Raw genomic sequence first — 13,830 nt, 5'->3', positions numbered from 1 at the left:
GCTGCTCCGCGAGCTCGGCGTCCTCGCTCGAGCTCGTGACGGGCAGCGGCCGGGTGTGCGGGACGTCGGCGAGCAGCGCCCCGAGGGTCAGGACGAGGCTGGCGCCGACCTTCTCCGCCTGCTCCACGACCTCGCGGGCGTAGGAGCGCCAGCGCATGGACGGCTCGATGCCGCGCACCAGCAGGACGTCGCGCGACGCCTCGGGCAGGCGCGCGTAGGAGATGCGCGTCGTCGGCCAGGTGAGCTGGCGGCGGCCCTCGTCGTCGTAGTGCACGGTCGGCCGGTTGACCTGGAAGTCGTGGTACTCCTCCGGGTCGAACTCGTAGAGGTCCTGCGCCCCCCACACCTCGTGCAGGTGCGCGACCGCCTGGCTGGCCGCCTCACCGGCGTCGTTCCAGCCCTCGAACGCGGCCAGCACGACGGGGTTGCGCAGGGTGACCGGGGCGGAAGGCTTCTCTGGCACCCGGCAAGCCTAGACTCCATGCCCTATGCCGACCTCCGCCGCGCCCACCGCCTCTGCGCCGTCCGGGCGCCCGCTCCCCCCGGCGGTGCTGTGGGACATGGACGGGACCGTCGTCGACACCGAGCCGCACTGGATCGCCGCCGAGACGGCGCTGCTCGCGAGCCACGGCGCCACGTGGACCCACGAGCAGGCCCTGGCGCTCGTCGGCAGCGCCCTGCCGGACAGCGGGCGCATCCTGTCCGCGCACCTGCAGGCCCAGACCGGCGTCGTCCTGAGCAGCGAGGACATCGTCGAGCACCTGCTGCAGTCGGTCATCGCGCAGCTGGCCGCGGGCGTCGTCTGGCGGCCCGGGGCGCTGGAGCTCCTGCGCTCTCTCGGCGAGGCCGGCGTCCCGTGCGCGCTCGTGACGATGTCCTACCGCTCGCTCGCCGACGCCGTCGCGGACCTGCTGCCGGGCGTCTTCCGGGTCGTCGTCGCCGGGGACGAGGTGGAGCACGGCAAGCCCGCGCCCGACCCGTACCTGCTCGCCGCCTCCCACCTCGGCCTCGACCCGACCGCGTGCGTGGCCATCGAGGACTCCCCGACGGGGGTGGCCTCGGCCGAGGCCGCGGGCTGCCACGTCATCGCCTGCCCGCACATGGTCCCCATCCCCGCGGCCCCCGGGCGCACGCGCGTGGCCTCGCTCGCGAGTGTGGACCTCGACGTCCTGGCCGCGATCGGGGCGGGCGAGCCGGTCGACGAGTTCGCGGACGTCACCAGCACCGCCTGACGCGGGCAGGGGTCCGGCCGCTCAGGCCGGCGGCTGCTCCTGGAAAGGGGCCGCCGGCGCGTCGTCGGCGGGCAGCGGCGGCGGCTCGCCGCCGAAGGCCGGGCAGAGGGCCTTGTGGTCGCACCACGAGCAGAGCCGGCCGGGGTTCGGGCGCCAGTCCCGGGTGTCGCGGGCCAGCTCGATGGCCGCCCACAGCGCGCGCACCTTGCGCTCGGTGGCCAGCAGGTCGGCCTCGTCGGGGCTGTAGCGCAGCACGTCGCCCGAGCCGAGGTAGACGAGCTGCAGCAGGCGGGGGACCACGCCCCGCGAGCGCCAGAGCACCAGCGCGTAGAACTTCATCTGGAACAGCGCGGACGCCTCGTGGAGCTCCGAGGGTGCGCGGCCCGTCTTGTAGTCCACGACCCGCAGGTCGCCGCCGGCCGCGACGTCGAGGCGGTCGACGATCCCGCGCAGGAGCAGCCCGTCGGACAGGGGCACCTCGACCCGCAGCTCGCGGCCCTCGGGCTCCAAGCGCGTGGGGTCCTCGAGCTGGAAGTACCGGTCGAGCAGGACCTCGGCGCTGCGCAGCCACTTCGCCAGGGCGTCGGCCGGGGTGTCGTCGTCGGCGAAGAGCCCCTGCAGCCGCGGCTCGCGCTCGAGCAGCTCCTCCCACTGCGGCGCGAGCAGGGCGCGGGCCGCCTCCGGGGTGCGCTCGGGGGCGGGCAGGTCGAACAGCCGCTCGAGGACGGCGTGCACGACGGTGCCGCGGGCCGCCGCGGGTGAGGGCGCCTCGGGCAGCCGGTCGATCGTGCGGAAGCGGTACAGCAGGGGGCAGCGCATGAAGTCCGCTGCGCGCGAGGGCGAGAGGCCGCGGGGTCGCCGCACCTCCGGCACCGGCAGCGGCACCGGCGCGGGCTCCGGGTGCGGCGCGGCGGCGGGTGGGGACGCGATCATGGCGGGGACTCTAGGCGGGGCCTCCGACACGCCCGGGTCACCGCCGCCGCGGTCCCGGCGGGCCGTCCCGGACGCGCGCGGGTGGTGCCCGGCGGGAGAGGCCCCCTGCGCCTCCTAGACTCAGGAGGTGCCCCCCGCCCAGCAGACCGACGACGCCCCGCGAGCCGCGGGCGGCATCGGCCTCGGCCGGCCCTTCGGCGTCCCGCTGCTGCTCGCGCCGTCCTGGTTCCTCTTCGCCGCGGTCATCGTGTGGATCTTCGGTCCCGTCGTGGGCCGGCAGGTGCCGGGCCCTGCGGCCTACGTGATCGCCTTCTCCTACGCCCTCCTGCTGCTGGCGTCGGTGCTGGTGCACGAGATCGCGCACGCCGTCGCGGCGCGCTCGGTGGGCATGCGGGTGACGGGCATCGTCCTGAACGTCTGGGGCGGGCACACGTCCTTCCGCGAGGAGGCCGAGGGGCCGGGGCGCAGCTTCTTCGTCGCGATCGTCGGCCCCGTCGCCAACGCCGTGATCGCCGTGGTCGCCTGGCAGGCGTCGCAGGAGCTGGCCGAGCGCCCCGGCGGCTCCGGCGTCGGCGGTCTGCTGCTCGGGGCCCTCGCGGTGTCCAACGCCCTGCTGGCCCTGTTCAACGTGCTCCCGGGGCTCCCGCTCGACGGCGGGCACGCGCTGGAGGCCGTCGTCTGGAAGGTGCGCGGCGACCGCCTCGCCGGCACCGTCGCCGCGGGCTGGGTCGGGCGCGTGCTCGCCGTCGGCGTGCTGGTGCTCGCGATCGTCGTGCCGCGGCTGCTGGGCCTGGAGACCTCGTTCACCGACGTGATCTGGGCAGGTCTGGTGGGGGCGCTTCTGTGGCAGGGCGCGTCGCAGGCCCTGACGTACGCCACGCAGCGCCGGCGCGTCCCGGCCCTGTCGGTCCGCTCGCTGCAGCGCCCGGCCATCGCCGTCCCGGCGCGCTCCACGGTCGAGGAGGTCGTGCGCTCGGCCCGCGCGGCCATCGACGCGGGCGCGCTGGGCCGCAGCACCCGCGACCTCGAGGTCGTCCTCGTCACCGACGACGGCGTGCCCGTGGCGGTCGTGGACACCACGGCCCTGCGGCAGGTCCCCGAGGCCCGCCGCACCTCGCTGGAGGCCGGGGCCACGGCCCGGGCGCTGCCGCCGCGCGCCTGGCTGCCCGACGACCTGGCCGGCGAGGACCTGCTCTCCGCCGTGTCCGCCCGCCCGGGCGAGCACGTCGTCGTCGACCGCACGGGCCGCGTCGTCGGCCTGCTGCACACCGGCGACGTCGTCGCCGCCGTGACGTCGCGCTGACCGACCACCCGAACGATCCCGGAGGACCTCCCGTGAGCACCGACGTCCCGACGCCTGCCCCGCCCACCGGCGCGAGCTCCCGCCGCGGCCCCCTGCGCGTGGGCGAGCGCGTCCAGCTCACCGACCCGCGCGGGCGCATGCACACCATCACCCTCACCGCGGGCGCCGAGTTCCACACCCACCGCGGACGCTTCACCCACGACGACCTCATCGGGCGCTCCGACGGCACGGTCGTGACGAACACCGCGGGCATCGAGTACCTCGTCCTGCGCCCGCTGCTGGCCGACTTCGTCCTGTCGATGCCGCGCGGCGCCGCCGTGGTCTACCCGAAGGACTCCGGGCAGATCGTGCAGATGGCCGACGTCTTCCCCGGCGCCACGGTCATCGAGGCCGGCGTCGGGTCGGGCGCGCTGACGATGTCGCTGCTGCGGGCCGTGGGCGACGCGGGCCGCGTGCACTCCTTCGAGCGGCGCGAGGACTTCGCCGCCGTCGCGCGCGGCAACGTCGAGACCTTCTTCGGCAGCCCGCACCCGGCCTGGACGCTGCAGGTCGGCGACCTGGTGGAGTCGCTGCCCGGCAGCGGCCTGGTCAGCGCCGAGGGCACGGGCGCCGACCGGGCCGTGCTGGACATGCTCGCGCCGTGGGAGTGCCTGGACGCCGTGGCCGACGCGCTCGCGCCGGGCGGGGTCCTGATCTGCTACGTCGCCTCGGCGACCCAGCTCTCCCGCGTCGCCGAGGCCGTCCGCGCGTCCGGCCGCTGGACCGAGCCGGAGGCGTGGGAGTCGATGGTGCGCGGCTGGCACCTCGAGGGCCTGGCCGTGCGCCCCGAGCACCGCATGGTCGGCCACACCGGCTTCCTCATCACCACGCGCCGCCTCGCCGACGGCGTGAAGCCCCCGCTGCGCAAGCGCCGCCCCGCCCCGGGCGCCTACCCCGTCGTCGAGCCCGAGGACGTCGCGACCGGCACCGAGCTCGCCGACGACGACCCGGCCGCCTACGGCGTACGGCCGGTCTCGGACAAGAAGGTCCGCAAGGCGGCCCGGAACGCCCTGGCCGGTGCGGCCGCCAACCGCGCCCCGGGCACGGCCGACGAGACGCTGGCCGACGAGGTGGTGGCCGGCGAGCCGGACGCCCCCGGCGAGACGGGCGTCACCGGCGGTGCCGTCGAGTGAGCCTCGTGGTGCGGACCCTCGCCGCCGGCTACGAGGAGGTGGGCGACGTCCTCGCCGGCCACCTGGCCGCCGACCCCTCCTGGGGCTGCCAGCTCGTTGTGCGCACCGACGAGGGCTTGGTCGTCGACCTGGCCTCGGACTCCGAGGCGGACGACCCCCTGCACGTCGTGGCGTCGGTGACCAAGGGCGTCGCCGGCGTCACCGTCGCGCTGGCGCTGCAGACCGCCGGGGTGGACCCGGGGGAGCGGGTCGCCGCGCTCTGGCCCGAGTTCGCCGCCGAGGGGAAGTCCGCGGTCACGATCGCGCAGCTGCTCTCCCACCAGGTGGGCCTGCTGGCGACCACGCGCGACTTCACCGTGCGCGAGTGGGGCGAGGACGGGGCCGTGGCCGCCGACCTCGCGGCCCAGCGCCCGCTGTGGGCGCCCGGCCGCGTGCACGGCTACCACGCGCTCACCGTCGGGCCGCTGGCCGACGAGCTGGTCCGGCGGCTCACGGGCCTGCCCCTCTGGCGCTTCTACGAGGAGCAGGTCCGGGCCCCGCTGGAGGCGGACTTCTGGGTCCGCCTGCCCGACGCCCAGAGCGCGCGCCTGCGTGAGGTGGTCGTGCCGCCGTCGGGTCCGGCGGGCACCCCGGACGGGGCCTGACCGAGCGGGGGACCGGGCAGCTGGAGGCCATGGGCCCGGGCACCACGTGGATCAACGCGCCCGGCCTCGCCGCAGCCGGGATCCCGTCGGTGTCCGGTACCGGGACCGCCGCCGGACTGGCTGCCGTCTACGCCGGGGCCCTGGGTCTCGGGGGCCGCCCCCCGCTGCTGAGCGCGGCCACCACGGCCGCGGTGGGTCAGCTGCAGGTCGCGGGCCCCGACCTCGTCCTGGGTGGCGAGACCCGCTTCGCCGTCCTGTTCCAGAAGCCGGACCCGCGCCGGGACTTCGGCACCGCCGCGGCCTTCGGGCACGACGGGCTCGGTGGGGCCCTCGGCTTCGCCGACCCGGTCACCCGCACCGCGTTCGGCTTCACGACCTCGACGGTGCCGGTGCCCGGCGGCGCGGACCGGCGGGCGCTGGAGCTGGCCGCGCTCGTGCGGCGCCTGGGGCTCGCGGCGTCCTAGCCGGGCGTGCGGGTCGCCCGCGCCCCGGCCCGGGGGAGCGCCCCGCCTAGGATCGCTGGGTGCCGAGCTGGTCCCGCATCCCCCTCCTCGGCCGCCTCGACCCCTTCGTCGTGGCCATCCTCACGGCCATCGCGGTGGCGGCGCTGCTGCCCGCGGGCGGGTCCACCGCGAGGGCCTTCTCGGTCGCGACCACGGTCGGGGTGGGGGTGCTGTTCTTCCTCTACGGCGCCCGGCTCTCGCCCGCCGAGGCCCTGGCTGGGCTGCGGGACTGGCGGCTGCAGACGTCCGTGGCCGCCACGACGTTCGTCCTCTTCCCGCTGCTCGCGCTCGTCCTGTCGGTCGCGGTCGGCAGCTTCCTCGACGACGGGCTCGTCGCGGGGCTGCTGTTCCTGGGGGTGCTGCCCTCGACCGTGCAGTCCTGCGTGGTGTTCACCTCCGTCGCCCGCGGCAACGTCCCCGGGGCGGTCGTCAGCGCGACCGTGTCCAACCTGGCGGGCATCGCGGTCACGCCGCTGCTCGCGGCGGTCCTGCTGGCCTCCAGCGGTGCGGGGACGGCCGGTCCCGACGCGGGGGCCGTCGGCCGGATCGTGCTGCAGCTGCTCGTGCCGTTCCTGCTCGGGCTCGTGGCGGGGCGCTGGCTCGGCGCCTGGGTGCGCGCCCACCGGCGCGGGTTCACCCTGCTGGACCGCGGGGTGATCGTGGCGGTCGTCTACACGGCGTTCAGCCGCGGCGTGCGCGCCGGGGTGTGGGAGGTGGTCTCGGCCGGGGAGGTCGCGGTCGTCCTCGGCTGCTGCGCGCTGCTGCTGGCGGCGACGCTGCTGGCGACGTGGTGGGTGCCGCGGGTGTGGGGTGCCCGGCGCGCGGACCGGACCACGATCCTGTTCTGCGGGTCGAACAAGTCGCTCGCGACGGGGCTGCCGATGGCCACGGTGCTGTTCCCGCCGCACGTCGTGGGCCTCGTCGCCCTGCCGATCATCCTGTACCACCCGCTGCAGATCACGGTCTGCTCGATGGTCTCGACCCGGCTGGCCCGGCGGGGCGCCGCCGTCGTCTGAGCCTCAGCGGTCCCGGCGCGCCGGGGCCGGCCGGGCGGGGGCGGGGGCCGTGCGGGCGGCCGCCTCGGGGGTGGTCTCGCGCATCGCGACGTCCTTCTCGAAGGTCACCGACACCTGCTGGAACCCCTTGAGGCCCTGCGCGCGCACCATCCCGGCGTAGGCGCGCTTGTCCGCCTCGGTGAGGTCGACCTGGTCGGTGAACGGCGTCAGCAGCGCCCGCGGGTACAGCCGCCGGACCCGCACGATGTCCGCCTCGATGCACAGCACGATCGCGATCGAGGCGATGAGGAGGAAGGCGATGAGGCCGATGACGACCGCGAAGACGGCGTTGGTGGCGCTGGCCCGGCTGATGACCCCGCTGACCAGGCCCGCGCCGTAGTTCTGCAGCGCCTGCCACACGACCCCCGCGCCGATGGCCCCCGGCAGGATCGTCCGCAGCCGCGGGCGGTAGGCGGCGGCGAAGTGGAAGGCGGCCGCGAACCCCAGCACGTTGAGCACGACGACCGCGGTGCGGAACACCCACCCGGACGTCAGGGCCTGCGCCAGGCCCGTCGAGGCGCCGAGCCAGCCGGCCAGGTCCGCGCCGACCGTGGAGATGACGGTGGTGCCGATGACGAAGATCCCGGCCGTCGCGATGAGCAGCAGGCTGCGCAGGCGGGCCTTGACCGGGTTGGGGCGCTCGTTGCGGGGGATGGACCACGCGATGTTCACGGCGTTCTGCAGGGCCAGGCCGACGCCGAGCGAACCGTAGAGCGCGCCCACGATGCCGACGGTGAGGCCGACGGTGCCGCCGCCGAGGCGGCCGGTGTCGCGCAGCGAGTCCTTGATGACGGGGAACTGCCCCAGCGCCGACTCGATGATGCGCTGCTGGAGGTCGGGGTCGCTCTCGAGCGTGTAGCCGAGGACCGTCGACAGCAGCAGCAGGAGCGGGAAGAGCGACAGGAACGCGTAGATCGTGATGATGGCCGCGAGGTACACGCCCTGGTCGTCGAAGAACTTGTAGACGACCGCCAGCGGGTAGCCGAGGACGACGTGCCGGCGCTGGAAGGCGTCGAGCCTCGACACGACCGACATGCGCACCCTTCGCCGCGGACCGACCGGCAGGGCCGGGGACGCGCCCCGGGCGGGTCCGCGCGCTCGTCAGCCTACGGGTGCGCCGCCCGGCGCCCCGGGGTGACCCGCCGGGCCCAGCCGGTCCGCCAGGAGGTCCCCGACCCGCGCCCAGATCGCCGACCCGGGATCGATGACGGCGAAGTGGTCGCCCTCGTCCTCGACCACCACGATGTCGTCACCCGCGGCGGTGGCCGCCGCCGCGAAGGTGCGGCTGGCGTCGAGCAGGTCGAGGTCGTCCGCGGTGCCCACCACGACAGCCAGCGGCGAGCCGACCGGCACGCGCGCCAGCGGGGAGGACGCCGCGTACTCGGCGGGCACCTCGTCCGCCCGGCCGCCGAGCGCGCCCGCGACGGCCCCCTCGCTGAGCCACCGCCGGTCGCCCGTCACGAGGTCGAGGACACCCGCGAGGGAGACGGTCAGCGCCGGCCGCACCATCCCCGCCTCGGACGGCGACGCCGCAGCGAGGTCGGCGGCGAGCCGGACGACGAGCTGACCGCCCGCGGAGTGCCCGAGCAGCGCGACGCGCCCGAGGTCCAGCGGCAGGTCCGCGGCCCCCGGGCCCGCGAGCGCCTGCAGCCCCGCCGCGAGGTCGGCGGTCGTGGCCGCCCAGCCGTGCTCGTCGGGGCGGCGGTACTCGAGGTTCACCGCGGCGAAGCCCCGGGCGGTGAGGTCGACGGCGAGGGCGTCCATGAGGTCGCACGCCCACCGCGAGCGCCAGTAGCCGCCGTGGACGAGGACCGCGACGGGGTGCGGGCCGGGCCCCGCGGGCAGCCGCACCTCGAGGTGCTGGTCGGGGTGGGCGCCGTGGGGCAGGGGGATCGGGGGTGCGGTGGTGTCGTGGAACCAGGCCTCGACGGCGGAGCGCAGGCCGGCGAGGCCCCGCCCGCGCACGTGCCGGGTGACGGCGGGGGAGGCGTCCAGCGCGGCGGGGCCCACGTCGACGCGGACGGCGGCGCCCGGCGGCAGCGCCGGGAGCGCGTCGGCGAGGGGGGCGGGGCCGGCGGGGACGAGCACGAGGTGCCCGGGGGGCAGCTCCGCCGCCGCCTGGGCGAACTCCGCCGCCGTCGCGGTGGTGCGCAGGCCGCCGGTGAGCCCGCGCGCGGCGAGCGCCGCGGCGACGACCCCGCGGGCGGTGCGGTCGTCGACGAGGACGCCGGGGGCGACCAGGACGGTGAGGTCGGGGGTGGGGTCGGGGCTCATGCGGGGTCCTCGGGGTGGGTCAGCGGCCGATCTCGGTGCGCACGGCGTAGAGCTCGGGGAAGAAGGTGAGGTCGAGGGCGCGGGCGAGGAAGCCGACGCCGGAGGAGCCGCCGGTGCCGCGCTTGAAGCCGATGGTGCGCTCGACGGTCTTGAGGTGGCGGAAGCGCCACAGCTGGAAGTTCTCCTCGAGGTCGACGAGCTCCTCGCAGGCCTCGTACTCCTCCCAGTGGCCCTCGGCGTCCTCGTAGATGCCACGGAAGACGTCGACGAGCCCGGGGGTGTGCACGTGGGCGAGGGTCACGTCGCGCTCCAGCAGCGCCTGCGGCACGGGGTGCCCGCGGCGGGCGAGCAGGCGCAGGAACTCGTCGTAGAGGCTGGGGGCGTGCAGCAGCTCCTGCAGCAGGGCGTGCTCGCCGGGGTCGTGGGCGAAGACGTCGAGCATGGCGGCGTTCTTGTTGCCCAGGACGAACTCCACGGCGCGGTACTGGTGGGACTGGAAGCCGGAGGAGTTGGCGAGGAAGCCGCGGAACTGGGCGTACTCGGTGGGGGTGAGGGTGGCCAGGACCGACCACTGCTCGGTGAGGGTGCGCTGGATGTGCTTGACGCGGGCCAGCTCCTTCAGCGCGGGGCGCAGCTCGTCGGCGGCGAGGTGCGCTGCGGCGGAGCGCAGCTCGTGCAGGACGAGCTTCAGCCACAGCTCCGACGTCTGGTGCTGGACGATGAAGAGGAGCTCGTCGTGGTGCTCGGGGACGCTGAGCGGGTGCTGGGCCGAGAGCAGCTCCCCGAGGTGCAGGTACTCCCCGTAGGACATCTCGCGGGTGAAGTCGGTGACCACCCCGTCCTCGACCGCGCGGGTGTTGCCCGTGGCCGTGCCGTCGGCCTCGCTGCTCACGACGTGACCCCGACGGCGGCGTCCGTCCGCGCGGCGGTGGGCAGGGGCCACGCGTCGAGGACCTCGCGCAGGGCGGCGAGGCCGTCGTGGACCTCGCGGAAGCTGGTGCTCAGGGGGGCCAGGCCGATGCGCAGCCCGCCGGGGTCGCGGTAGTCGGGCAGGACGCCGCGCTCCCACAGGGCCGCGGTGACCTCGCGGAAGTCGCTGCGGGACAGGGTGACGTGCCCGCCGCGCAGCGCGGGCTCGCGCGGGGAGGCGACCTCGACGCCGGTGCCGGCGAACCAGTCGTCGACGACGTCGAGCACGAAGCCCGTGAGCTGCAGCGACTTCGCGCGGATGGCGGGCATGCCCGCGCGCTCGACGAGGTCGAGCCCGCAGCGCAGCGGCACCATCCCGAGGATCGGCGGGGTGCCGCTGACGAGACCGCGGGCGCCGGCGGCGGGCGCGTAGCCCGGGCCCATGCGGAACGGGTCGGCGTGCCCCATCCAGCCCTGGACGGGCTGCTGCAGGACGCCGTGGTGGCGGGTGGCGACGTAGCCGAAGGCGGGGGAGCCGGGGCCGCCGCAGAGGTACTTGTAGGAGCAGCCGACGGCGAGGTCGACCTCCCAGGCGTCCAGGGCGAGCTCGACGGAGCCCGCCGAGTGGCTGAGGTCGAACAGGACCACGGCGCCGGCGTCGTGCACGGCCCGGGTGATGCCGGGGGCGTCGGCGACGTGGCCGGAGCGGTAGGCGACGTGGCTGAAGGTGGCCAGGGCCGTGGCGGGGCCGACGGCCGCGCGCACCTGCTCCACCGTGATCCCGGAGGTCGGGTCGGTCTCGATCCAGCGCACCGTCAGGCCCCGCTCGGCGGCGATGCCCTCCAGCACGTAGCGGTCGGTGGGGAAGTTGTCGGTGTCGGTGACGATCTCCGTGCGGCCGGGGCCGGCGGCGTCGACGGCCGCGCGGGCCAGCTTGTAGAAGAGGACGGTCGTGGAGTCGGCCACGACGGTCTGCCCGGCGGCGGCGCCGAGGACCACCCGGCCGAGCTGGTCGCCGACGACCTCGGGCCACTGCATCCAGCCCTCGCTCCAGCCGCGGATGAGGCGCCCGGCCCACTGGCTGCTCACGAAGTCGCCCAGGGCCTCCGCGGCCGCGCGCAGCGGCCGGCCGAGGGAGTTGCCGTCGAGGTAGGACACGACGTCGTCGTCGGGGGAGCGCAGGAACTCCTCGCGCAGGGCGGCGAGGGGGTCGGCGGCGTCCAGGGCGTCGGCGCGGTCGAGCCAGCGGGTGTCGGCGGGCGGTCGGTCGCTCACGGCGGGTCTCCTCCTCGGGCGGGGCCGCCCTCCGCGCGGCACGCTACCCGCCGCCGCCGGGCCCCCGCCCGGGGCGTGTCACGGGCGTGTTTCGATGCCCTCACGGGCCTGGCGCGCCGGTCCGCATCCACCGCGCGCGACGCCACCGTCGGGTTAGTGTCGTGGGCATCCACCGCTCACCGCGGTCCGGTTCGCACCGGGAACCGGGACCGGGAGCGGCGACGGAGGGGAGATGCGCCATGACGGAGCCTCAGCGCCGCTACGGCGGCGGACCGGAGCGGGACGCCCGCCAGTCGGCCCTGCTCGAGGAGCAGCTGGCCGCCGCGCGCACGCGCCTGGCGCAGGTGAGCGCCCAGAACGACCGGCTCGCCGGCACCCTGCGGGAGGCCCGCGACCAGATCGTGTCGCTGAAGTCCGAGGTGGACCGCCTCGGGCAGCCGCCCGCCCAGTTCGCCACGTTCCTCGAGGCGCTGGAGGACTCCACGGCCGACGTCATGAGCGCCGGGCGGCGGATGCGGGTGGCCGTGAGCCCCGCCGTCGACCTCGCCGCGCTGCGCCCCGGCCAGGACGTCATGGTCAACGAGGCCATGAACGTCGTGGCCGCGTGCGACTTCGAGCGCGTCGGTGAGCTGGCCTCGGTCAAGGAGCTGCTGCCCGACGGCCGCGTCCTCGTGCTGGCCCGCGCCGACGAGGAGCGCGTCGTGCGCCTGGCCGGCCCGCTCATGGACGGCCCGCTGCGCATCGGCGACTCCCTGACGATCGACACCCGCTCCGGGTTCGCCTTCGAGCGCATCCCCAAGGCCGAGGTCGAGGACCTCGTCCTGGAGGAGGTGCCCGACATCGACTACACCGACATCGGGGGCCTGGGCCCGCAGATCGAGCAGATCCGCGACGCGGTGGAGCTGCCGTTCCTGCACGCGGACCTGTTCCGCGAGCACGGCCTGCGCCCGCCCAAGGGGATCCTGCTCTACGGCCCCCCCGGCTGCGGCAAGACGCTCATCGCCAAGGCGGTCGCCAACTCCCTCGCCAAGAAGGCCGCGGCCCTGCGCGGGGAGAGCCAGGCCAAGAGCTACTTCCTGAACATCAAGGGCCCCGAGCTGCTCAACAAGTACGTGGGCGAGACGGAACGCCACATCCGGCTGATCTTCGCCCGCGCCCGCGAGAAGGCCAGCCAGGGCACGCCCGTCATCGTGTTCTTCGACGAGATGGAGTCGCTGTTCCGCACCCGCGGGTCGGGCGTCAGCTCCGACGTCGAGACGACGATCGTCCCGCAGCTGCTCTCGGAGCTGGACGGCGTGGAGCTGCTGGAGAACGTCATCGTCATCGGCGCCTCCAACCGCGAGGACATGATCGACCCGGCCATCCTGCGCCCGGGCCGCCTCGACGTGAAGATCAAGATCGAGCGCCCGGACGCCGAGAGCGCGCGGGAGATCTTCGCCAAGTACCTGACGACCGACCTCCCGCTGCACGAGGACGACGTCCTGGTCAACGGCGGCGTCCCCCAGGCCGCGGTCGACGCCATGATCCAGGCGACCGTCGAGCGCATGTACACCGAGTCCGAGGAGAACGAGTTCCTCGAGGTGACCTACGCGGGCGGTGACAAGGAGGTCCTGTACTTCAAGGACTTCAACTCGGGCGCGATGATCCAGAACATCGTCGACCGGGCCAAGAAGATGGCCATCAAGGACCTGCTGTCGCTGCAGCAGCGCGGTCTGCGCGTCGACCACCTCCTCGCGGCGTGCGTCGACGAGTTCAAGGAGAACGAGGACCTGCCGAACACCACCAACCCCGACGACTGGGCGCGGATCTCCGGCAAGAAGGGCGAGCGGATCGTGTTCATCCGCACGCTGATGCAGGGCAAGAAGGGCACGGAGGCCGGCCGCTCGATCGACACGGTCGCCAACACCGGCCAGTACCTCTGAGTCCGTCCCCTCAGGCGGGCTGAGGCGTCCCCCACCCGGGCCACTGCGCGAGCAGGGCCCGGGTGTCGGGGACGAACGGCCACGCCGGGTCCGCGAGCGCCGCCCGCAGCTCCTGCTCGGGCACCCACCACCCGGCGGCCACCTCGCTGGGCTGCAGGACGAGCTCGCGCCCGTCCCACGTCGCCTCGTAGACGTGGGCGAGGTAGTGGGTGTCCCCGTCGCGGTACCAGCGGCGCAGCACGGGCCGCAGGGGCACGTCGCGGACGCCGAGCTCCTCGGCGAGCTCGCGCACGGCCGCCTCGTCCGGGGTCTCCCCGGCCGCGAGCACCCCGCCGGCGAAGCAGTCGTGGCGGCCGGGGTAGACGTCCTTGGTGTCCGTGCGCCGGTGCACGAACACCCGCCCGGCGCCGTCGCGCAGCAGCACCCCCGTCGCGGCGTGCGCGAGGTTGCGGGCCCGCACCTCGGCGCGCGTCGCGGTGCCCACCACGCGGCCGTCGGGGTCGTCCGGATCGCGCACGTCGACGAGTTCCGCGGCGGCAGCGCGGGTGGGATCGGTCACACCGCACGCTACGACGCGGGTCCCTCGAACGGGCGAGGCGGGCAGGGCC

14 protein-coding genes are annotated in these 13,830 nt (G+C 75.4%); 7 read left to right on the top strand and 7 right to left on the bottom strand.

Going from position 1 to position 13,830, the window contains the following annotated elements:
• Positions 1-463, bottom strand: a 463-nt coding sequence (locus F1544_RS17275; protein WP_167587367.1) for a PAC2 family protein, incomplete at its 3' end; no start/stop codon positions are given.
• Positions 464-488: 25 nt separating this feature from the next.
• Here F1544_RS17275 and F1544_RS17270 point away from each other — a divergent pair.
• The gene (locus tag F1544_RS17270) at positions 489-1,232 is read left to right on the top strand and encodes an HAD family hydrolase (protein WP_167587366.1); all 744 of its coding nucleotides are present in this window, start codon (positions 489-491) and stop codon (positions 1,230-1,232) included.
• 21 nt (positions 1,233-1,253) lie between these two features.
• Here the strand turns inward: F1544_RS17270 and F1544_RS17265 are convergent, their stop codons facing one another.
• The gene (locus tag F1544_RS17265) at positions 1,254-2,165 is read right to left on the bottom strand and encodes a RecB family exonuclease (RefSeq protein WP_167587365.1); all 912 of its coding nucleotides are present in this window, start codon (positions 2,163-2,165) and stop codon (positions 1,254-1,256) included.
• Positions 2,166-2,292: 127 nt separating this feature from the next.
• Here F1544_RS17265 and F1544_RS17260 point away from each other — a divergent pair, with 127 nt between their 5' ends.
• The 5 genes from F1544_RS17260 to F1544_RS17240 are packed head-to-tail and all read left to right on the top strand — an operon-like array spanning position 2,293 to position 6,803.
• Positions 2,293-3,468, top strand: a complete 1,176-nt coding sequence (locus F1544_RS17260) for a M50 family metallopeptidase (RefSeq protein ID WP_167587364.1) — start codon at positions 2,293-2,295, stop codon at positions 3,466-3,468.
• 32 nt (positions 3,469-3,500) lie between these two features.
• Positions 3,501-4,640, top strand: a complete 1,140-nt coding sequence (locus F1544_RS17255) for a tRNA (adenine-N1)-methyltransferase (RefSeq protein WP_167587363.1) — start codon at positions 3,501-3,503, stop codon at positions 4,638-4,640.
• Positions 4,637-5,284, top strand: a complete 648-nt coding sequence (locus F1544_RS17250) for a serine hydrolase domain-containing protein (RefSeq protein WP_208972085.1) — start codon at positions 4,637-4,639, stop codon at positions 5,282-5,284. The genes F1544_RS17255 and F1544_RS17250 overlap by 4 nt, the downstream gene beginning before the upstream one ends.
• Before the next feature lie 29 nt (positions 5,285-5,313).
• Positions 5,314-5,748, top strand: a complete 435-nt coding sequence (locus tag F1544_RS17245) for a hypothetical protein (RefSeq protein WP_167587361.1) — start codon at positions 5,314-5,316, stop codon at positions 5,746-5,748.
• Positions 5,749-5,807: 59 nt separating this feature from the next.
• Positions 5,808-6,803, top strand: coding sequence for a bile acid:sodium symporter family protein (locus tag F1544_RS17240; protein WP_167587360.1), 996 nt, complete (start codon positions 5,808-5,810; stop codon positions 6,801-6,803).
• Positions 6,804-6,806: 3 nt separating this feature from the next.
• Here the strand turns inward: F1544_RS17240 and F1544_RS17235 are convergent, their stop codons facing one another.
• The 4 genes from F1544_RS17235 to F1544_RS17220 form a co-directional block, all read right to left on the bottom strand.
• Entirely contained in the window at positions 6,807-7,877 is a 1,071-nt protein-coding gene (locus tag F1544_RS17235) for a YihY/virulence factor BrkB family protein (protein WP_167587359.1), read from the bottom strand.
• Positions 7,878-7,943: 66 nt separating this feature from the next.
• The gene (locus F1544_RS17230) at positions 7,944-9,116 is read right to left on the bottom strand and encodes an alpha/beta hydrolase (RefSeq protein ID WP_167587358.1); all 1,173 of its coding nucleotides are present in this window, start codon (positions 9,114-9,116) and stop codon (positions 7,944-7,946) included.
• Positions 9,117-9,135: 19 nt separating this feature from the next.
• Positions 9,136-10,008 (bottom strand): tryptophan 2,3-dioxygenase, encoded by an 873-nt coding sequence (gene kynA, locus F1544_RS17225; RefSeq protein WP_167587357.1) that lies wholly within the window; start codon positions 10,006-10,008, stop codon positions 9,136-9,138.
• Positions 10,005-11,300: a kynureninase gene (locus F1544_RS17220; RefSeq protein WP_167587356.1), complete on the bottom strand. Its 1,296-nt coding sequence runs from the start codon at positions 11,298-11,300 to the stop codon at positions 10,005-10,007. The genes kynA and F1544_RS17220 overlap by 4 nt, the downstream gene beginning before the upstream one ends.
• Positions 11,301-11,539: 239 nt before the next feature.
• On the opposite strand from F1544_RS17220, the gene arc reads away from it, so the two are divergent.
• Positions 11,540-13,222 carry a proteasome ATPase gene (gene arc / locus F1544_RS17215; protein WP_167587355.1) on the top strand — a complete coding sequence of 561 codons (1,683 nt, stop codon included), beginning with the start codon at positions 11,540-11,542 and terminating at the stop codon, positions 13,220-13,222.
• A 10-nt stretch (positions 13,223-13,232) separates the two neighbouring features.
• Here the strand turns inward: arc and F1544_RS17210 are convergent, their stop codons facing one another.
• Entirely contained in the window at positions 13,233-13,781 is a 549-nt protein-coding gene (locus tag F1544_RS17210; RefSeq protein WP_167587354.1) for an NUDIX hydrolase, read from the bottom strand.
• Positions 13,782-13,830: the final 49 nt, after the last annotated feature.

This window comes from Kineococcus rubinsiae, assembly GCF_011839805.1.
Lineage (GTDB): Bacteria > Actinomycetota > Actinomycetes > Actinomycetales > Kineococcaceae > Kineococcus > Kineococcus rubinsiae.
The sequence above is the reverse complement of the archived record's forward strand: the minus strand, read 5'-3'. Positions and strand labels throughout refer to the sequence as shown.